This window comes from Pseudoruegeria sp. SHC-113 (assembly GCF_025376885.1).
GTDB lineage: Bacteria > Pseudomonadota > Alphaproteobacteria > Rhodobacterales > Rhodobacteraceae > Pseudoruegeria.
This window is the reverse complement of sequence record NZ_JAHUBR010000001.1, coordinates 2,289,441-2,308,447: the sequence shown is the minus strand read 5'-3', so window position 1 is coordinate 2,308,447 and position 19,007 is coordinate 2,289,441. Positions and strand designations below refer to the sequence as shown.

The following is a 19,007-nucleotide window of genomic DNA, read 5'->3' as shown; positions in this document are numbered from 1 at the left end:
ATGGCGATCATGAATCTACTGGTGTCCTACAACGGCTCCCCGGCCTCCGACGCCGCCCTGCGCTACGCGGCCGAGCTGGCCAAGGGGCGCGGCGCGCAGGTGACGGCGCTTCTGGCCCATTCCACCCATGAGGTGATCGACAGCTCCTCGCGCTGGATCCCGGCGCAGGCGCGTGCGCTGCTGACGCAGGCCAATGCCGATATCGTGGCCGGGATCGCGGCGCAGTTCGAGGCGCTGGCGCAGGAACTGGCGCTTGGCGACGCGCTGCGCTTTCGCGAACAGGCGGGCCGCGTGGATGTGACCCTCGCCGAAGCCGCGCGCTGCTACGATATGATCATCGTGGGCCGCCACATGGACGCAGACGACGCCCATGTGGCGCTGCACCCGGACCGGATCGCGCTGCTCTCCGGGCGGCCGGTGATCGTGGTGCCCGAAGGCTACCGGGCTGACGCAGACCACAGCCACGCCGCGCTGGCCTGGGACGGCAGCCGCTCCGCCGCGCGGGCGCTCTCCGATAGCCTGCGCCTGCTGGAGGCGGAAGGGAAGGTAAGCGTGATCAGCTTTGGTACGCCGGTCGGAGGCATCGCGGATCTGCTGCAGCACCTGCGGCTGCATGGGGTCAGCCCGGTGCATGAGGATTTCCCCGAAAGCCACGCCGTGGCCGAGACGCTTCTGGCCTATTGCGACCGCCACGACCCCTCGCTGCTGGTGATGGGGGCCTATGAGCACTCCAAGTTCCGTGAGGATTTTTTGGGCGGCGATACCGCCAAGGTCCTGCGCGACATCCGCATTCCCGTACTGCTTTCCCATTGAAGAGGCGCATCATGCCCGAATACGATCAATTCCGCCGCATCACCGACCAACTCGCCGATCTGCGCGCCAGGCTTGCGGGCCGGATCGAGGAGGCCGAAGGCCGCGAACGGCGCAACGTTGAAGATCTGCACCGCAAGGTCAGCAAGGCCTTCGCCGATCTCGCGGGCCGCTAGATTTCGCGCCAAAGGGAGGCCGCTTTGAAGGTTCACATTCTGGACGATTGGTTCAACACGCTGCGCAGCCTGCCGTGTTATCAGATGCTTGCGGGCCATGACGTCACCGTCTGGACCGATCACGTGGCTGAGCCGGCAAAGCTCGCCGCGCGGCTGCAGGAGGCCGAGGCGCTGGTGCTGTTTCGCGAGCGCACGAGCGTCACCCGCGATCTGCTGGAGCGCCTGCCGAGCCTGCGGCTGATCAGCCAGCGCGGGGCCTATCCCCATGTGGATGTGGCCGCCTGTTCGGCGCATGGCATCGCCTTTGCCTCCAAACAGGCCGCAGGCGCGCCTAATTATGCCGCTGCCGAGCTGACTTTCGGCCTGATCCTCTCCGCCATGCGCCAGATCCCGCAGCAGATGGCGGCGGTCAAGGCTGGCAAGTGGCAGATCGGCGTGGGCAAGAGCCTGCACGGGCGCACGCTTGGCCTCTACGGCTATGGGCGCATTGCGAAGCTGGTGGCGGGCTATGCGCAGGCCTTCGGGATGGAGGTGCAGATCTGGGGCAGCGAGGCCGGGCGCGCGCGGGCGGCATCGGATGGATTGCGCGTGGCGACAAGCCGGGAGGCTTTCTTTGCCACCAGCGATGTCGTCTCGCTCCACGTGCGGCTGACGGCTGAGAGCCGGGGCCTGATCGCCGGCGCGGATCTGGCATTGATGCAGCCGGGCGCTGTTTTCGTGAACACCTCCCGCGCCGGGCTTGTTGCGCCGGGCGCTTTGCTCGCGGCGCTCAATGCCGGGCGGCCGGGCTGGGCGGCGGTGGATGTGTTTGACACCGAGCCGCTGCTTGATGCTTCTGATCCGCTGCTGTCGCACCCGAACCTGATCGCCACGCCGCATATTGGTTTCGTGACGGAAGACGAGTTCGATCTGCAGTTCGCCGATATTTTCGAGCAGGTGAACGCCTTTGCCGAGGGCGCGCCGATCCATGTGATCAACCCCGAGGTTCTGCGCGGCTGAGGCCAGCGCCACCCATGCAAACGCAAACCGGGCCGCCTTTCGCAGGGCGGCCCGGTTCTTTTGTGCCTTTTCGAAGCCCTCAGGCCTGCTTGTTCTGCTCCTCGCGGATCAGCGCGGCCAGTCGGTAAAAGCCATGGGCCATCTTGCTGAAAGGCGTGAGCAGGAAGAAAGCCAGCACCGCGCCAAGGTGCAGGGCAAGCACCGTCGCCATGGCCGCCGTGCCTCCCAGCCAGTAGAGCGCAAGCCCGCTGGCGGCCACGAAGCCCAGCAGCGCGATGAAGCCCATCTCGCCGCCGAAGGCCTTGGCATCGGCGAGGTTTTTGTCGGCCTTCAGCTTGAGCCAGGCCATGGCGATGGTGCCGAAGGTCAGCATCAGGCCACCGGGCACGCCCAGAAGCTTGGGCAGGGAGAAGAACGGGTAGGGCGCGTGCAGGCCAAAGCCGTAGTGCAGCACGGTGCCGGAGGCGGTGGAGGCAAAGCACAGCAGGAAGCCATACATCACCGCCTGATGCGCGTAGCGGCGCGCGTGGGAGAACCTGTCTTCCTCCTCGAAATTGCAGCCCTCGCCATGGCCAGCCGCCAGATCGCGCATCCTTGCGACGGAGCCGAAGGCGGCGGTGACATGCGACAGGCGCAGGCGCTTGCCGCCCACATGGCGCCAATAGGCGCGCAGGCTGAAGGCAATGCTTGCCAGCGGAAACAGGAAGGCCGGGGCGAAGATCGCCACCATGGCATTGTGCGAAAGCGCGGCGTAGAAACCCTCGCCCCCGGCGTTGCCGAGCGCCTTGATTGCCGCAAAAAGCAGGGCGAAGCCAAGCACAGTGGCCGCCGCGATGGCGAGCCCGTGGGATTGAAACGCACGCGCCGCCGGGGCGGGCCACGCGAAGCTCTCCCAGCTGTCGCGCCGTACCTCTGCCAAGGCTTTCGGCAGGTTCAGATCGAACTCATGGGGGGCCGTGTACTGGCAGGCGTAATAGCAGCCCCGGCAGTTGTGGCAGAGGTTGGCGAGCTGGGTCAGATCTCCTTCGGCGAAGGCGCGTTCGCGGTGCAGGGCGGGAAAGACGGAGCAATAGCCTTCGCAGTAGCGGCAGGCGTTGCAGATCTCGGATTGGCGGCGCAGCTCGGTGATCAGGTCAGTTTGCATAGGCGGCGGCCTCCCGGCCCGCGATACGTCCGAAGACGGTTCCGATGGTCATGCCGTATCCGGCCAGATAGCCCTGCCCGAGGATCGAGCCGGCCATGGTTTCGCCCGCCGCCCAGAGGTTGCGGATTGGTCCATTCTCGGTGGCGCATTGGGCGGTCTCGTCGACCTTCAGGCCGAGGTAGGTGAAGGTCACGCCGGTGCGCAGCGAGTAGCCGTAGAAGGGCGGGGTGGTGATTGGCCGGGCCCAGTTGGTCTTGGGCGGGGTGAGGCCTTGGGTGGCGACGCCGTCAAGCTCCGTCGGATGGAAGCCCGAGGTATCGCCGCAGGCGGCGTTGAAGCCCTCCACCGTTTCGCGCAGTTTCGCGGGCGGCAGGCCCATCTGGGTGGCGAGATCCTCCAGCGTGTCGGCCTTTAGGGGTGGGAAGACAGACGGCATGAAGAGGTTCAGCGACCGGCTGTCGATGATCACATAGCCCACCTGATCGGGCTGCGCGGCCACGAGCCGCCCCCAGATCGCGTAGCGCTTGGGCCAGACGTCCTCGCCCTCGTCATAGAAGCGCTCGGCGTTTTTGTTCACGACGATAGAGAAGGGTACGCAATCCAGCCGCGTGACGATGCCGCCATCAAACTTCGGTGCGCGCCCGTCGATGGCCACGGCGTGGCACTGGGTGGGATCGCCCACCGAAAGCGCGCCTTGGTCCAGAAGATCCGCCAGCACAACGCCGCGATTGTAAGGCGTGCCACGGATCAGGAAGTTCTTCGCAGGTTCCCCCCAGGCGCGGGTGAGCCATTCGGTGTCGGCCTGAAAGCCGCCCGAGGCCACGATCACCGCCTTGGGCGTGATCCGGTGGCTTTCGCCCTCATGGGTGTAATCGACCCATGCGATCTGATCGTCTGCAAGCTCCAGATGGGTGACGGCAGCCTCATAGAGCACCTCCACCCCCAGCGCCTGCGCGGTGCGGAAATAGGCGTTCACCAGCGATTTGCCGCCGCCCATGAAGAAGGCGTTGGTGCGCGCCAGCGACAGCGTGCCCGACAGCGAGGGCTGAAAACGCACGCCATGGGCCTCCATCCACGGAAGGCACTCCTCCGAGGAGCGGATTGCCAGCCGGGCGAGGGCTTCATCCGTCTTGCCAGCAGTGACCTTCATCAGGTCGGCGAAATATTCCTCCTCGCTGTAGCTTTCCACAAGCGGGCCAAGGGGGCCTGAATGCATGCAGCGGAAGTTGCGGGTGTGGCGGGAGTTGCCGCCGCGATAGGCCTTGGGCGCTGTCTCGAGGATCAGCACCCGCGCGCCGGCTTCGGCGGCGGTGATCGCGGCGCAGAGAGCGGCATTGCCGCCGCCGATGATGGCGATGTCGTGGGGTGTGCTCATGGCTGTCATCCTTGCTGTGGGCACGGGATAGCCGCGGGGTTTTTATTTGACCAATGCCGGGTTTGGCGTGATTATTGCGCCATGCGCATCAATTACGATTTCAGCGATCTGGAAGCCTTTCTCGCGGTGAAGGAGACGGGCTCGTTTCACCTTGCGGCGGAGCGGTTGAACCTCTCGCAATCGGCGGTCACGCGGCGGGTGCAGAAGCTGGAGGCGGCGCTGGATTCGGTGCTGTTTGAGCGCAGCACGCGGGAGGTGCGGCCCACGCTCGCCGCCAAGCGGCTGCAGGTGCGCGCCGAGGCGATCCTTGCGGATGCGCGCGAAACGGCGCTGGCGATGCGCGATGAGAGCGTCGCCTTTGAACACCAGCGCAACGCGGTGGTGACGGTAGCGGTGATCCCCACGGTGGTAAGCGTTCTGCTGCCGGCTGCGTTGGCACTCTTCCGGGAACAAGGCAACGCGGCTCGGCTGCGGCTGCTCGACCACAGCGCCAATGCGGTGGCCGAGGCCGTGGGCAAGGGGGAGGCCGATTTCGGCCTCTGCTCGATCCCCTCGCTGGAGCCCAACACGCTGTTTGAGCCGCTGTTTGACGATCAGATCGTGCTCGTTCTGCCGCCCGGCCACGCGTTAGAGGCGCAAGAGGCGCTGACATGGGCGGATGTGCAGGGCGAGGCGCTGATCCTGCCCGCGCGCGGCACCGGCAACCGTCTGCTGATCGATGAGGCCATGGCCCGCGCGCGCCTGCCGCTGCGCTGGTCCTGCGAGGTGCGGCGCTCCTCCACGGCGCTCGATCTGGTGGCGGCGGGCACCGGCGTGGCGCTGCTGCCGCTTTCGGCGGCGCAGAGTGCCGGGGGCAGGGTGCTGTATCGCCCCGTCACCCAGCCCGAGATCCGCCGCCCGGTGGGCCTGCTCACGCGCGTCGGTCAGCAGGACAGGCATAGTGCGGCGGCCCTGAAAGTGGCGATCCGGGCGGCGGCGGAGCGTGTTTTTTCACAGTGATTTTAGAGGCTTGCCGAACACTGCTTGGCCGCTCTCATCACATATTTGATTTTAATGCAGAAAAATCTAAGCTGGCCGCAGGCGCGGATCAGGCGCTGAGTTGCAACGCCTTTAAGGATTCGCCATGCCCCAAACACAGCCCCGCCGCCCCAACATCCTGTTCATCATGTGCGACGATCACGCCGCGCAGGCGATCGGCTGTTACGGCTCGCGCCTGAACCAGACGCCCAACATCGACAGGATCGCTGCAGGCGGTGTGCGGCTGGACAATTGCTTCGTCACCAACTCGATCTGCACCCCCAGCCGGGCCGCGATCCTGACGGGCCAGTACAACCACGTGAACGGCGTCACCACGCTCAACACCCCTTTCGACAGCCGCCGCCCGCATCTGGCCAAGCACCTGCAGCAGGCGGGCTATCGCACGGCGATGATCGGCAAGTGGCATCTGGGCGAGGGGCCGGACCATGAGCCAACCGGGTTTGATCACTGGTCAGTGCTGCCGGGGCAGGGGGATTACTTTGATCCGGAGTTCATCGGCCCTGAGGGCTGCGCGCGGGAGCCGGGCTATGTGACCGATCTGATCACCGAGAAATCGGTGAACTGGCTCAAACAGCCCGACGACCGCCCCTTCTTCCTCATGTGCCACCACAAGGCCCCGCACCGCAATTTCGCGCCGCATCCGAAATACCGCGATCTTTACACGGATGTGGAGCTGCCGGTGCCGGATACGTTCGACGATGATTACGCCACCCGCTCCCGCGCCGCCCATGAGGCGCGGATGCGGGTGCGGGAGGATTTCGAGTACGAGGATCTTGGGCTCGCCCAGCCAGAAGGCGGGGCCGAGGTGGGCGCGATCCATTTCGAAGGCAAGCCGGGCCGCAAGGTGCCGCACCCGGAAGATCCGCGCGGACTGCGGCTGGTGGATGTGAACACCGGCGAGGTCTTCACCTTCGAGACGCAGGACGAGCTGGCCCGCTTCAAATACCGCCGCTACCTCCAGCGCTACCTGCAATGCGTCGCCTCGGTGGATGAGGGCGTCGGGCGGCTGCTGGATTTTCTGGAGGACAGCGGGCAGGCGGAGAACACCATCGTGATCTACACCTCTGATCAGGGATTTTTCCTCGGCGAACATGGCTGGTTCGACAAGCGCTTCATGTATGAAGAGTCCCTGCGCATGCCCTTCCTGATCCGCTACCCGGAGGGGCTGGCCAAGGGCGTAAGCGACAGCATGATCTGCAACGTGGATTTCGCCCCCACGCTGCTGGATTTCGCCGGTGCACCGGTGCCCAGCTACATGCAGGGGCGCAGCTTCCGGCCCTGCATAGAAGGCGCGCGCCCCGCCGACTGGCCGCAGGAGGTCTATCACCGCTACTGGATGCACCGCGACAACAGCCATCAGGCCTTCGCCCACTACGGGCTGCGCAGCGCACGCCACAAGATCATCCATTGGTACAACGACGGGCTCGGCCATGCCGGAACCGGCGCGCAAACTGATCCGCCGGAGTGGGAGCTCTTCGATCTCGAATCGGACCCATGCGAGCTGGTCAACCTCTGGTGCGTGCCGGAATATGCCGCCGTTCAGGCGCAGATGCTGGAGGCGCTCAATGCGCGGATGCTGGCGATCGGCGATATTCCACAGCACTGAGCTTTCATCTGCAAGGCACTGGAATTGTTTGGTTTACCCTTCTTTGTTCGGTACAGTGTTTTAAAAACAAAAAAAACACTTTACGCATTTCGGCATCAGTCATAACGTTATGTCGCGATGTGGAGGCCAGCGTTCCCGAACAGGAAAAGGCGCGCTGGACGTCGCCCCAACGGAGGAGAGACCATGACCCTGAAGACGACTTTCAGCGCCTCCCGGCGCACGATGCTTGGCGCGCTGGTGGCAGGCACGATCCTGAGCCCGCTGGGCTTTCATGCGGCACAGGCGGAGGTGTCCGGCGAGCTTGTGATGCTCAACTGGCTGGCCGGTGCGCAGGCCGACATGATGGCCGCCCTGCAGGCCGATTTCGTGACGAAAAACCCCGACGTCACTTTCCGCAACATCGTGCCCACCTCGTCGGGCGACACCCGCGGCGGCATCCGCACGGTGCTGCTGGGCGGCGAGCAGGCGGATCTGCTGATCAACACCTGGCCCGCCTTTCGGCAGGAGCTGCTGGACGCAGGCATGATCCTGCCCGTGGATGAGGCCTGGGAGGCCAACAACTGGTCCGAGCTGCTGTCGGACGGCTGGAAGGATCTTTCGAGCATCGACGGCGTCAACTACGGCGTGACCTATACCTTCGGTGATCGCTCGGCGCTCTGGTATCGCACCGACACGATTGAAAAGGCAGGGTTGACGGCGCCGGGCACTTGGGAGGAATTCCTTGCCGGCTTCGAGAAGCTCAATGCCGCTGGGGTGACGCCGGTGTCGATCCCGGCCAAGATCTGGGCCCATGGCGAATGGTTCGAATCCACGCTGCTGCGCGTCGCGGGGGCCGATTTCATGGCCAAGCTCGCCCGCCACGAAGTGCCGTGGACAAGCCCCGAGGTTGTGAAAACCTTCGAACTGCTCGGCGAGATGCTGAACGCGGGCTGCTGCCTTGATCCCAACACCATGCTGGCGTCTGTCTGGACGGATTCCGCCGACACCACGCTGCTGACGGGCGATACCGGCTACATGCTGATCGGCATGTGGCTCAACACCCGCGCCAAGCAGGAATACAAGCTCACGCCGGGCACGGATTTCAACATCGTGCAGTTCCCGGCCCTTGGCATGGGGTTTGACAACCAGTCGATGGTGGACGCCAAAGAGTTCAACGTGCTCTCCACGGTGAAGAACATCGATGCCGCCAACGCCTTCATGGGCTACATGCTCACCGCCGATGCGGCCGGGATCATGGCCGAGTACGGGCTGGCCTCGCCGTCGAGCGCGGTGGATCCGGCGATCTATGATCCGGTCATCCAGCAGGCGGTGAACGAAGTGGCAAAGGCCGAGAAGGTCCAGTTCGTGCTGGGCGATCTGCTGCCGGGCGATCTGGTGCATGAGTACCGGATCCAGATCCAGAAGTTCCTTCAGGATCCCTCCGCCGAGACGATCGCGGCGGCGGTGCAGAAGATCGAAGACGTCGCCAATACCTCCTACTGAGATGGTCGAGGCAACCACATCCACGCTGGACGGGCCCCACGGCCCGTCCCTTGGCGCACGGGTCGCGGCGCGCCAGCTGAGCCAGCGGCGCGCGGCCTATATCCTGCTCGCGCCCTTGCTGATTTTCTTCGGGGTGTCCGTGCTTTACCCCGTGTTCGAAACGATCCGGCTGAGCTTCTTCGAGATCAAGGGGCTGGCCCCGCCCAAGCCCGTTGGCCTTGGCAATTACGTGAAGCTCTGGAACGACGAAAACTTCCTGCGCGCCCTGCGCGTGACCTTCTACTGGTCCTTCTCGGCCACCTTCTTTTCCGTCGCCATCGGCTGGGCGCTGGCCATGGCCTGCGCGCTGAAGCCGAAGGAGACGATGATCTTCCGGGTGCTGATCTTCGCCGCCTATGGCGTGAGCGAAGCGGTGGTGGGCTTCATCTGGCTTGGCATCTACCGCCCTGATTACGGCCTTCTGAACGGCATCCTCGGCGGGCTTGGCCTTGAGCATCTGCAGCAGGCCTGGCTCGGCAACCCGGCAACCGCGCTCACTGCCGTGATCGTCGCCTATGTCTGGACGCAGGTGGGCCTTCCCTTGATGACGTGTTTCGCCTCGATCCAGTCGATCCCGCGCAGCTATTTCGAGGCCGCCTATATCGATGGCGCGAAACCGATATCGATGATGCGCCATATCGTGATGCCGCTCTCGCTGCCCGGTGTGCGCGTGGCGATCTTCATCAACCTGCTGCAAAGCCTGAAGGCGTTCGATCTGATCTACATGCTCACCGGCGGCGGGCCTGTACGCACCACCGAAACCGTGGGCTTCTTCATGTTCCGCGAATCCATGCTGAACTTCAAACTGGGCTATGGCGCGGCCAGCACGGTGGTGCTGCTGGTGGCGGTGCTGATCGTCTCCACGCCGCTGATCGCCCAACGCACGAGGGCGGTGAAATGATCGGAAAAACTCCCGTCTGGGTGCTGCCCGTGGTGGCGCTGGTGGCGCTGATCTGGATCGTGCCGCTGATCGGGCTGGTGATGATCTCGATCCGCCCGCTCGCCGAAACGACGCTGGGCTGGTGGAACCTCTCCGAGGTCTCCTTCACGCTGGAAGCCTGGCGCACCGTGTGGGACAAATTCCCGCTCGCCTATGCCACGTGGGTCTCCACCAAGATTGCCGTGATCTCCACGCTGATCCCGATGATCATGGCCCCGGCGGCGGCCTATGCCTTCCATTTCCTCAGCTTCCCGATGCGCCGGGTGCTGCTTCTGATCATCGTCAACGCCTTCGTGCTGCCCAATCAGGTGGTGGTGATCCCGCTCTTCCTGCTCTGGCGCGATCTGGGCATGATCGACAACATCTGGTCGGTGATCATCCCCTTCGCGGGCCTCAGCTTCGCGTGGTCTGTCTTCCTTGTGAAAAACTACCTTGAGGATTTCCCCACCGATCTGATCGAAGCCGCCCAGATCGACGCCTGCGGCCCCATCGCGCGGTTCTTCTACATCGTGCTGCCCAACATGCTCACCCCCATCGCCGCCGTCGCCATCCTGCAGTTCATGTGGACATGGAACGGCCTGTTGCTGCCGGTTGTCTTCCTGCGGGAAGAGCTTCCCTTGCCAGCGCTGCTGGCCCGTGTGCAGGGGGTCTACGACAACAACTTCGACCAGGTGGCCGTGGCCGCGATCATCACCACGATTGTGCCGCTGGCGATCTTCGTGATCTTCCAGCGCTATTTCACCGCCGGGGCGCAGACCAAGACGGGGAGCAAGGAATGAGCCGCGCCTTTCCCCCCTTGCGCTATCGCCAGATCCATCTGGATTTCCACACCTCCGAAGCCATCCCCGGCGTCGGCGCGGATTTCGATGCTGAGGCCTTCGCCGACAGGCTGGCAGCCGCCCATGTGGACAGCGTCACGCTCTTTGCGCGCTGCCATCATGGTTGGAGCTACTACCCTTCCGACGTTGGCCCGGCGCACCCCGGCCTTGCGCGCAAGGATCTGTTGGGCGAGATGATCTCCGCCTGCCGCGCGCGGGATATTGAAACGCCCGTCTATATCACCGTGCAATGGGACGAACGCCTTGCGCGCGCGCATCCCGAATGGCGGGTGATGAGCGCGACGAATGCCTCCCAGCACCCCAGCGCGGATGCCTCGGCCTCGCGCCAGCTCACCCCCACGTGGCACACGCTTTGCCTCGCCCATGGGGGCTTTCGCGATTACGTGCTGGCCACAGGGCAGGAGGTGGCGCGGCACTATGGGCCGCCGGGGCTGTTCTTCGACATCGTCAACACGTTTGATTGCGTTTGCCCCACCTGCCTTGCGAACATGCAGGCCGCCGGGCTCGATGCGGAAAAGCCCGAGGACCGCGCCGAGAACGACAAGCGCACGCTCGATGCCTTCCGCGCGCATCTCTCCGATGTGCTCTGGGCCGAGTTCCCGGACATGCGTATTTTCTACAACGCCGGGCATATCCACAAACGCGATCCCGAGCGCTACACGAGCTATTCGCATCTGGAGATCGAAAGCCTGCCCACCGGCGGTTGGGGCTGGAACCACTTCCCGGCCAACGCCCGCTACGCCGTGCCCAAGGGCTTTGATACGCTGGGGCAGACGGGCAAGTTCCACACGCTTTGGGGGGAGTTCGGCGGCTTCAAATCGCCTGAGTCGCTGGATTACGAATGCGCCCAAATGGCCGCGCTCGGCACCAAATGCCTGATCGGGGATCAGCTGCACCCCAGCGGCGCGGTCAACGCCGACACCTACGCCAGCCTCACCCCGGCCTATGCCCGCATCAAAGCGCTGGAGCCATGGCTTAAGGGCGCGCGCCAGCTTTCGGATGTGGGCATCCTGTCTGTCGAGCATTTCGGCACGCCCGATGGCCGCAAGGGCAGCCGCTCTGATGAGGGCGCGGTGCAGATGATGCTGGAGCTGCACCTGCCGTTTGACATACTGGACAGCGCCGCTGATTTCGCAGCCTATCCGCTGCTGATCCTGCCCGACGACATTCCCGTCACTCCCGCGCTGCAGGCCAAGCTGGACGCCTACCTCGCGCACGGGGGGCGTATCCTTGCCTCGGGCCACGCCGGGCTTGCCCCTGAAGGCGGCTTTGCGCTGCCGCTGGGGGTGGAGGATCTGGGCGAAGACGTGCCTTTCGATCCCAGCTACCTGCAAGCGCCGGGGCTTGATCCGCGCATCCCTGAAAGCGCCGTTGTCGTCTATGCGCCCGCGCGGGGGGTGGCGCTGTCGGGCGGCACTTTGCTGGGGCAGGTGATCGCGCCCTATGCCAACCGCAGCTGGCGCGCTTTCTGCTCGCACCAGCACTTTCCCGAAGACCCCGCCGCCGCGCCGCTGGGGCCGGGGATCGTGGCCACGGCGCGGACGGGCTACATCGCCTGGCCGATCTTTGACGCCTACAAGCGCATCGGTCAGCCGATCTACAAACATATGGTTGCCTCGCTGATCGACCGGCTGCTGCCCGAGCGTCGGCTGATCACCGATCTGCCTTCCGGCGGGCGCGCCAGCGTCACGCGGCAAGAGGGGCGCACCATCCTGCACCTGCTTTATGGCGGCCCGCAGGTGCGCGGCGTCGCGGTGGACGATCTGCAGCACGGGTTGCGCCACATCGAGGTGATCGAGGACATCCCGCGCCTTGGTCCGCTCACGGCTTCCGTTGCGCTGGAAGAAAAGCCTGCGCGTGTTGTCAGCGTGCCGGAGGGTGCAGAACTGGCCTGGGACTGGCAGGATGGCCGGGCCCATGTGCGGCTCGACGGGCTGCATATCCACCGCGCGATTGCATTCGAGGCCCCATGACCCAGACCCGCCAACGCCCTGTCACGATTGTCGAAGTCGCCGATGCGGCCGGTGTCTCCATCGGCACGGTCTCGCGCTTCCTGAACGGGCTGCCGGTGAAGCCCGCCAACCATACCTCCGTGGCCGAGGCCATCGAGCGGCTCGGCTATCGCCGCAACGCGCTGGCGAGCGCGATGAAGGCCACGCGCACCGGGCTGATTGGCGTGTTGGTGCCAAATCTGGACGAGTTCCACAGCGCGCTCGTCACCCAGCTCACCATCGCTTTGCGGCGAATGGGGATGATGAGCGTGAGCCACTGCCACGACAACGCCCATGCCACCGTCGCCACGGCGCTGGATTTTTTCCGCAATTACCGTGTCGATACGCTGGTGATGGGCGGCTCCGAGGCTCATGCGGCGGCGATCCGCGAGCTGATCGAGACGGGCACACCGGTTGTCACCTACGACAACCCGCAGGCCGATCTGAGCCTGAACGGGGTTGAGGTCGATAACATCGGCGGCGCGCGTGCGGCCACCGAACACCTGATCAAGGCAGGCCACCGGCGCATCGGCATCCTCACCGGCACGCTCACTGCGCGCACCAGCCTTGACCGGCTGGCGGGCTGGCGCATGGCGCTGGAGGCCGCCGGGCTGGAGGCGGCCGACGATCTGATCCACGAAAGCAACTGGACGCGGGCCGGCGGCGCAGAAGGCATGGCGCATTTTCTGGCCATGGAAGATCCGCCCACCGCGGTGTTTGGCGCGAACTTCCGCACCGCCACAGGCGCGCTCACCCATTTGCGCCAGAAGGGCCTGCGCATTCCCGAAGAGATCTCGCTCGTCAGTTTCGACGATTCCGAACTCTTCCGCCTCTCTGTCCCACCGATCACCGCCGTGGCCCAGCCGGTGGACCTGATCGCCGAACGGCTCGCCGCGCGCGTGGCCGAGAACTGCGGGCTGCGCCCGGCGGACCCGAAAGGGCAGGGCCGGATCGTGCTGCCCGTCAATCTGATTACGCGCGGCTCCGTCGCGCCGCCCAATTCCCGGAAGAAAGGAGCCAGCCCCGATGCCGGCACTTGAACTCGCAAGCTTCACCAAAAGCTACGGCACGCTCGAAGTGATCCACGGGATCGACCTCGACATCGAAGAGGGCTCGTTCACCGTTTTCGTTGGCCCCTCGGGCTGCGGGAAATCCACGCTGCTGCGCATGATCGCGGGGCTGGAAAAGATAACCGGCGGCGAGCTTCGCATCGAAGGCGCGCGCATGAACGAGGCCAACCCGGTGGAGCGCGGCGTGACGATGGTGTTTCAGAACTACGCGCTCTATCCGCATATGTCTGTGCGCAAAAACATCGGCTTTGGCCTGAAGATGCTGGGCGTACCGCGCGATCAGATCGAGGAGCGCGTGCTGCACGCGGCGCGCTCGCTGCAGATCGAGCCTTTGCTCGATCGCAAACCGGCGCAGCTTTCGGGTGGTCAGCGCCAGCGCGTCGCCATTGGTCGCGCCATCGTGCGCGAGCCGCGCCTTTTTCTCTTTGACGAGCCGCTCTCCAACCTCGATGCCGAACTGCGCGTGGCGATGCGGGTGGAACTGGCCAAGCTCCATCAGGAGATCGGCGCGACGATGATCTATGTCACCCACGATCAGACCGAAGCGCTCACGCTGGCCGACAAGATCGTGGTGCTGCGGGATGGGCGGATCGAGCAGCAGGGCAGCCCGATGGAGCTTTACGAGGATCCGGCCAATGAATTCGTCGCCGGGTTCATCGGCAGCCCCCGGATGAATTTCCTGCCCGGCCACTACACCGCCGGCGTGATCGCGCTTGAGGCCGGGCCATGCGTTGCCTTTGCGCCCGAGGGGGGCGCGCTGGCGGAAGGCGCAGCGGTGAAGATCGGCGTGCGGCCCGAGCATTTCGGCCCCGGCAGCGCGGGCCTGCTGCAACTGCCCGCCCATGTGGACGTGATCGAGAACCTTGGCGGCACGCGCTACATCTACGGAAGCCTTGAAACCGGGCTCAACATCATCGCCGAAACCCGCGATCCGCGCCCGCCGAAACCGGGCTCCGCCCTGATGCTCTGCGCCGCACCCGAACATCTGCTGGCCTTTGACGCCGCAGGCAACCGGCTGCGCGGGCGCTTTCAGGTGAAGGCCGCCGCATGAGCCGCGCCATCGCCGAGGTGCGCCCGATCCACGCCCGCGTGGGCAAGCGCAACCAGCTTCTGCTGAAGATCACACTGGAGGATGGCACCTACGGCTGGGGGGAAAGCGGGCTGACGGGGCGCGAGCTGGCCGTGGACGGCATGATCAAACATCTCACCCCGATCCTTCTGGGGCAGGATCCCTTCCGCATCGCCCGTATCTGGCAGGAGCTCTACCGCAGCCAGTACAACGAGGGCGGCTCGGTGATTGCTTCCGCTCTATCAGCCATCGACATCGCCCTGCATGACATCAAGGGCAAATGCCTCGGCGTGCCGGTACACGAGCTTCTGGGCGGGGCGCAACGCCATTCAGTGCCGGGCTTTGCCTCCACCGCCCGCGAGCCCGATGCGGTGATGATCGAGGAGGCCAAGCGCCTCGTGGCGGAAGGCTGGCAATGCTTCCGGCTCTCGCCCGCACAGCACTACACCAAGGATGTGTTCGACGCCCGCGCCTCTATCGCGGAAACCGCCAAATGGATGGTCCGCGCGCGCGAGGAACTGGGGCCAGAACCGATGATCGGGCTCGATTACCACCACCGGCTTTCGGTGGCTGAGGCCGCGATGTTCTGCCAGATGATGCCGCCGGGCACGCTGGATTTCCTTGAGGAGCCGATCCGCAACGAAACCCCCGCCGCCTATGCGGCCTTGCGCGCCCAGACGGCGGTGAATTTCGCCATCGGCGAGGAGTTCACCTCCAAATGGCAGGCGCTGCCCTACGTGGAGCAGGATCTGGCGCAGTTCATCCGCATCGATCTTTGCCTTGTTGGCGGCTTTACCGAGGCGATGAAGATCGCCGGCTGGTGCGAGGCCCATTACGTGGACATCATGCCCCACAACCCGCTGGGGCCGATCTGCACCGCGGCCTCGGTGCATTTCGGCGCGGCGATTGCCAATTTCGCCTATCTTGAATGCCGCGACACCCCGGTGGAGGCCTGCGGCTTCGATGTGCCGGAGGTTTTCGTGGAGCAATGCCGCCTCGAAGGCGCGGCCTATCCTGTGCCGCAAGGCCCGGGGCTGGGGGTGGAGGTGGATGAAAGCAAACTCTTGCCGCCCGCGCCCATCGAGAGTGTCGGCGCGCCGCGCCTGCGGCGGCCGGACGGGGGCGTGGCGAACTGGTAGGGGGCCAGTCGAAGGATCAGTCGAGGTGGAAGACCTCTTCCATCCCCGCCCACCATTCGCCCTCAGAGCGGCTCTCCAGCGGGCGCTGCATCGGCCCGCAGAGCGCCCACCATTCCTGCGTGAGCGGGTCCGCTGCGATGGCGGCCATGTCGGCGTCGAAATCGCTGCCCGTGTATTCCCAATAGCCAAACATCACATTCTCCGGCTCGCGCAGGAAAATCGAGTAATTCGAGACGTTTGACGCCTTGATCCGCTCCAGAACACCGGGCCAGACGGCGGCGTGCACTTCCTTGTAGCGGGCGATGTCGGCGGGATTGAGGCCGATCACGAACCCCATGCGTTGAGCCATGTCAGGCCTCCTTTTCTGAGAGGGCAGCCGCGTCCAACGCGGCCCAGAGCGCATCGGGCAGGGGCGCTGCCGCCTGCGTGAGGTTGCGGGAGAGCGAGCTTGCCTTGCCGGTGCCGATCAGCGTTGAGGCGACCAGCGGGTGGCGGCCGGGAAACTGCAGCGCGGCGGCGGCGAGTGGGGTGTTATGGCGGGCGCAGACGGCCTCCAATGTGCGGGCGCGGGCCAGGATCGCCTCGCTCGCCGGGGCGTAATCGTAATGCGCGCCGGGGATGGGGCCGGTGGCGAGGATGCCGGAGTTGAAAACGCCGCCCATCATGAAGCGGATGCCATGACGCTCGGCGAGCGGAAACAGCCGGGCTTCGGCGGAGCGATCCAGCAGCGTGTAGCGACCAGCGAGCAGGATCAAATCGATGGGCATCTGGCCGATCAGCTCTTCGCAGATCTCCACGGTATTGACGCCCAGCCCCACGGCCCCGATCGCGCCGGAGCTTTTGAGCGCCTCAAGCACCCGCGCGCCGCTGCTCAGCAGCTGCGCGCGGTGCTCTTTCGTGTCCGTCCCGGCGCCGGGATCGCCGATGTCGTGCACGAAAAGGATGTCGATCCGGTTAAGCCCCAGCCGCTGGTAGCTGTCTTCCACCGAGCGCATGATGCCGTCGTAGGTGAAATCGAAATGCTGGCGGAAGGGCAGGGCGCTGTGAAACCCGTTCACCACGGCGGGCGGATTTGCCTCGGGCGTCAGGATCCGGCCCACTTTGGTGGAGATCACCCAACCCTCGCGCCCCCGCAGGAATCGGCCCAGATGATGCTCCGCCGCGCCATTGCCGTAATGGGGCGCGGTGTCGAAATAGCGGATGCCGCCCGCCCAGGCCGCCTCCAGCACCGACTCCACCGCCTCAGGTGCGATCGGGCGATAGAGGCCGCCCAGGGCGCTGGTTCCGAACGATAGGCGATGGGCCTCTGTCAGCATGGTTTCTCCCCGCGTTTTCCGCAGCTTACCGGGTAAGCCTGCCTGCAATTGGTGCTAAATGCAAAAAAAACTTTTGACAAGACGTTAAAATGTTTACTACGCATTTAAAACAGAAAACGACCAAAGACAGGAAGGCCACCGACCCTCGCAAAAGGGGTGTTCGGTGCAGGGGGGAGGCACCATATGGCAGCGCAGCCGGTATTGGAGGCGCGGGGGATTTCCAAGCATTACGGGGGCATCAAGGCGCTCGATGATGTGGATCTCACGCTCTATGAAGGCGAGGTTCTGGCGGTTGTTGGTGACAATGGCGCCGGGAAATCCACGCTGATCAAAGCGCTGACCGGCGCGATCCCGCGCTCCGGCGGCACCATCCTGTTTGATGGCCACGAAGCCCAGATCGACAGCCCCACCGATGCGAAGGCCGCCGGCATCGAAACCGTCTATCAGGATCTGGCGCTGGTGAATGAAATCTCGATCACCCAGAACGTGTTTCTGGGCCGCGAGATCCTGCGCGACGATTGGCTGGGCCGCCTGTTCGGCGTGGTGGACTTCCGCAAGATGGACGCCGAGATCCGCGCGCTCTTCGGCAAGCTCGATATCCGCATCGCGGACATCTACCGTGACGCGCAGGCCTTTTCCGGTGGTCAGCGGCAGGCTGTGGCGCTCTCGAAAACCGTGATGTTCGGCAAACGCGTGGCGATCCTCGATGAGCCGACGGCGGCGCTTGGCGTGCGCGAAAGCCAGATGGCAATGGATCTGGTGCGCTCGCTCAAGGATCACGGGCTTTCGGTGATCATGATCACCCACAACATGCAGCATGTGCTCAACTACTGCGACCGCGTGATGGTGCTGCGCCTTGGTCGCCTGAGCGCCGTGCGCAAGGTGAGCGAGGTGGATGGCGACACGCTGGTGGGGCTGATCACCGGCACCATTGCCGGCGACAAGACCGGAGGTGCCAACCATGGCTGAGGCGCAAAACAGTTCCACCGCCGTATCCAACCCCGGCGCCACCTCGCGCTGGCTGGAGCGGCTGCGCCATGAGGTCATGCAGGTCTGGCAGGTGATCGCCGCGCTGGCGCTGATCTATCTGGTATTCTTCGTGCTCTCGCCGCCGTTTCGCAGCTTTGACACGCTTCTCTCGATCTTCGGGCAGGCCTCCATCCTCGCGGTGCTGGCCTGCGGCACCACGGTGGTGCTGATCTCGGGCGGGCTCGATCTGTCCGTCGGCTCGATCTTTGCCGTGGTCGGCGTTTCGGTGGGGATTTTCCTGGCCGAAATGGAGCTTCCCGTCGCGCTGGCCGTGGTTGCCGGGCTTGGCATCGGGGCCGGGCTTGGGGCACTGAACGGCCTCATTCAGGTGGCCACCGGCGTGCCGGCCTTCATCGTTACGCTGGGCGGGCTGACCGCCTACAAGGGGCTCGCGGAAATCCTTGCAAGCGGGCGCGATCTTTCGCGCTTTCCCGAGGCCTTCCAGAGCATCGGTGCAGGCTACATGGTGCCCATGGCGATCATGTTTGCCGCCGCGATCCTGACAGGGCTCTTCCTCACCAAAACCCGCCTCGGCCTGCGCGCTTTCGCCATCGGGGGCAATGCCGAAGTCGCCCGGCTGGCGGGCGTGCCGGTGAAGAAAAGCCGCGTCTACTACTACATGCTGGGCGGGGCGCTGGCAGCGCTGGCGGCGATCATGGAGGTCGCCAAGCTGAACTTCGCCATGCCCGCTCGCGGCCAGAGCTACGAGCTTTTCGCCATCGCCGCTGTTGTCATCGGGGGCACCAGCCTCTTTGGCGGGCGCGGGGGCGTCGGCAAGACGCTGATCGGCATGCTCATCATGCAGACGATCACCGTGGGGCTCTCTTACCTCGGTGTCGGCACCTCCTATCAGCGCATCGCCATCGGGCTCATCATCATCGCCGCCGTCTACTGGGACGTCTGGCGCAGATCCACGCGGTAATCCCACCGCGCAGGAGAATACCC

At 65.0% G+C, this 19,007-nt stretch carries 18 protein-coding genes; 14 read left to right on the top strand and 4 right to left on the bottom strand.

The genetic code is table 11. The annotated features are described in order from the left end of the window. The 3 genes from KVX96_RS11415 to KVX96_RS11405 are packed head-to-tail and all read left to right on the top strand — an operon-like array spanning position 1 to position 1,985. Positions 1 to 813 (top strand): universal stress protein, encoded by an 813-nt coding sequence (locus KVX96_RS11415; protein ID WP_261194566.1) that lies wholly within the window; start codon positions 1 to 3, stop codon positions 811 to 813. Positions 814 to 824: 11 nt separating this feature from the next. Further along, positions 825 to 986, top strand: a complete 162-nt coding sequence (locus tag KVX96_RS11410; protein WP_261194565.1) for a hypothetical protein — start codon at positions 825 to 827, stop codon at positions 984 to 986. 24 nt (positions 987 to 1,010) lie between these two features. Then, positions 1,011 to 1,985, top strand: coding sequence for a D-2-hydroxyacid dehydrogenase family protein (locus KVX96_RS11405; protein ID WP_261194564.1), 975 nt, complete (start codon positions 1,011 to 1,013; stop codon positions 1,983 to 1,985). Positions 1,986 to 2,064: 79 nt separating this feature from the next. On the opposite strand, the gene tcuB is transcribed toward KVX96_RS11405, so the two are convergent. Together tcuB and tcuA are read right to left on the bottom strand one after the other, a co-directional pair. Next, the gene (gene tcuB / locus KVX96_RS11400; protein WP_261194563.1) at positions 2,065 to 3,129 is read right to left on the bottom strand and encodes a tricarballylate utilization 4Fe-4S protein TcuB; all 1,065 of its coding nucleotides are present in this window, start codon (positions 3,127 to 3,129) and stop codon (positions 2,065 to 2,067) included. Then, positions 3,119 to 4,504, bottom strand: coding sequence for an FAD-dependent tricarballylate dehydrogenase TcuA (gene tcuA / locus KVX96_RS11395; RefSeq protein WP_261194562.1), 1,386 nt, complete (start codon positions 4,502 to 4,504; stop codon positions 3,119 to 3,121). Before tcuA ends, tcuB begins: the two co-directional genes overlap by 11 nt. 81 nt (positions 4,505 to 4,585) lie before the next feature. Between tcuA and KVX96_RS11390 the strand changes: the two genes are divergently transcribed. The 9 genes from KVX96_RS11390 (at position 4,586) to KVX96_RS11350 (ending at position 15,717) form a co-directional block, all read left to right on the top strand. Beyond that, positions 4,586 to 5,503 (top strand): LysR family transcriptional regulator, encoded by a 918-nt coding sequence (locus KVX96_RS11390; RefSeq protein ID WP_261194561.1) that lies wholly within the window; start codon positions 4,586 to 4,588, stop codon positions 5,501 to 5,503. A gap of 124 nt (positions 5,504 to 5,627) precedes the next feature. Continuing rightward, positions 5,628 to 7,148: a sulfatase gene (locus KVX96_RS11385; RefSeq protein WP_261194560.1), complete on the top strand. Its 1,521-nt coding sequence runs from the start codon at positions 5,628 to 5,630 to the stop codon at positions 7,146 to 7,148. A 183-nt stretch (positions 7,149 to 7,331) separates the two neighbouring features. Then, entirely contained in the window at positions 7,332 to 8,630 is a 1,299-nt protein-coding gene (locus KVX96_RS11380; protein ID WP_261194559.1) for an ABC transporter substrate-binding protein, read from the top strand. 1 nt (position 8,631) lies between these two features. Then, entirely contained in the window at positions 8,632 to 9,570 is a 939-nt protein-coding gene (locus KVX96_RS11375; RefSeq protein ID WP_261194558.1) for a carbohydrate ABC transporter permease, read from the top strand. Further along, positions 9,567 to 10,388, top strand: coding sequence for a carbohydrate ABC transporter permease (locus tag KVX96_RS11370; protein WP_261194557.1), 822 nt, complete (start codon positions 9,567 to 9,569; stop codon positions 10,386 to 10,388). Before KVX96_RS11375 ends, KVX96_RS11370 begins: the two co-directional genes overlap by 4 nt. Further along, positions 10,385 to 12,421, top strand: a complete 2,037-nt coding sequence (locus tag KVX96_RS11365) for an alpha-amylase family protein (protein WP_261194556.1) — start codon at positions 10,385 to 10,387, stop codon at positions 12,419 to 12,421. Before KVX96_RS11370 ends, KVX96_RS11365 begins: the two co-directional genes overlap by 4 nt. After that, positions 12,418 to 13,479 carry a LacI family DNA-binding transcriptional regulator gene (locus KVX96_RS11360; protein ID WP_261194555.1) on the top strand — a complete coding sequence of 354 codons (1,062 nt, stop codon included), beginning with the start codon at positions 12,418 to 12,420 and terminating at the stop codon, positions 13,477 to 13,479. Before KVX96_RS11365 ends, KVX96_RS11360 begins: the two co-directional genes overlap by 4 nt. Next, positions 13,466 to 14,560, top strand: coding sequence for an ABC transporter ATP-binding protein (locus tag KVX96_RS11355; protein ID WP_261194554.1), 1,095 nt, complete (start codon positions 13,466 to 13,468; stop codon positions 14,558 to 14,560). Before KVX96_RS11360 ends, KVX96_RS11355 begins: the two co-directional genes overlap by 14 nt. Continuing rightward, the gene (locus tag KVX96_RS11350) at positions 14,557 to 15,717 is read left to right on the top strand and encodes a mandelate racemase/muconate lactonizing enzyme family protein (protein WP_261194553.1); all 1,161 of its coding nucleotides are present in this window, start codon (positions 14,557 to 14,559) and stop codon (positions 15,715 to 15,717) included. The genes KVX96_RS11355 and KVX96_RS11350 overlap by 4 nt, the downstream gene beginning before the upstream one ends. Positions 15,718 to 15,733: 16 nt before the next feature. Here KVX96_RS11350 and KVX96_RS11345 read toward each other — a convergent pair whose 3' ends face one another. Both KVX96_RS11345 and KVX96_RS11340 read right to left on the bottom strand, forming a co-directional pair. Beyond that, positions 15,734 to 16,066, bottom strand: coding sequence for an L-rhamnose mutarotase (locus tag KVX96_RS11345; RefSeq protein WP_261194552.1), 333 nt, complete (start codon positions 16,064 to 16,066; stop codon positions 15,734 to 15,736). Between the two features lies 1 nt (position 16,067). Continuing rightward, on the bottom strand, positions 16,068 to 17,033 hold the full coding sequence (locus KVX96_RS11340; RefSeq protein WP_261194551.1) for an aldo/keto reductase: 966 nt from the start codon (positions 17,031 to 17,033) through the stop codon (positions 16,068 to 16,070). A gap of 183 nt (positions 17,034 to 17,216) precedes the next feature. Between KVX96_RS11340 and KVX96_RS11335 the strand changes: the two genes are divergently transcribed. Beyond that, a complete protein-coding gene (locus KVX96_RS11335) occupies positions 17,217 to 18,002 on the top strand; it encodes an ATP-binding cassette domain-containing protein (protein WP_261194550.1) in 786 nt (261 codons plus the stop codon). Beyond that, the gene (locus KVX96_RS11330) at positions 17,995 to 18,984 is read left to right on the top strand and encodes an ABC transporter permease (RefSeq protein WP_261194549.1); all 990 of its coding nucleotides are present in this window, start codon (positions 17,995 to 17,997) and stop codon (positions 18,982 to 18,984) included. The genes KVX96_RS11335 and KVX96_RS11330 overlap by 8 nt, the downstream gene beginning before the upstream one ends. The last annotated feature ends 23 nt before the right edge of the window (positions 18,985 to 19,007 follow it).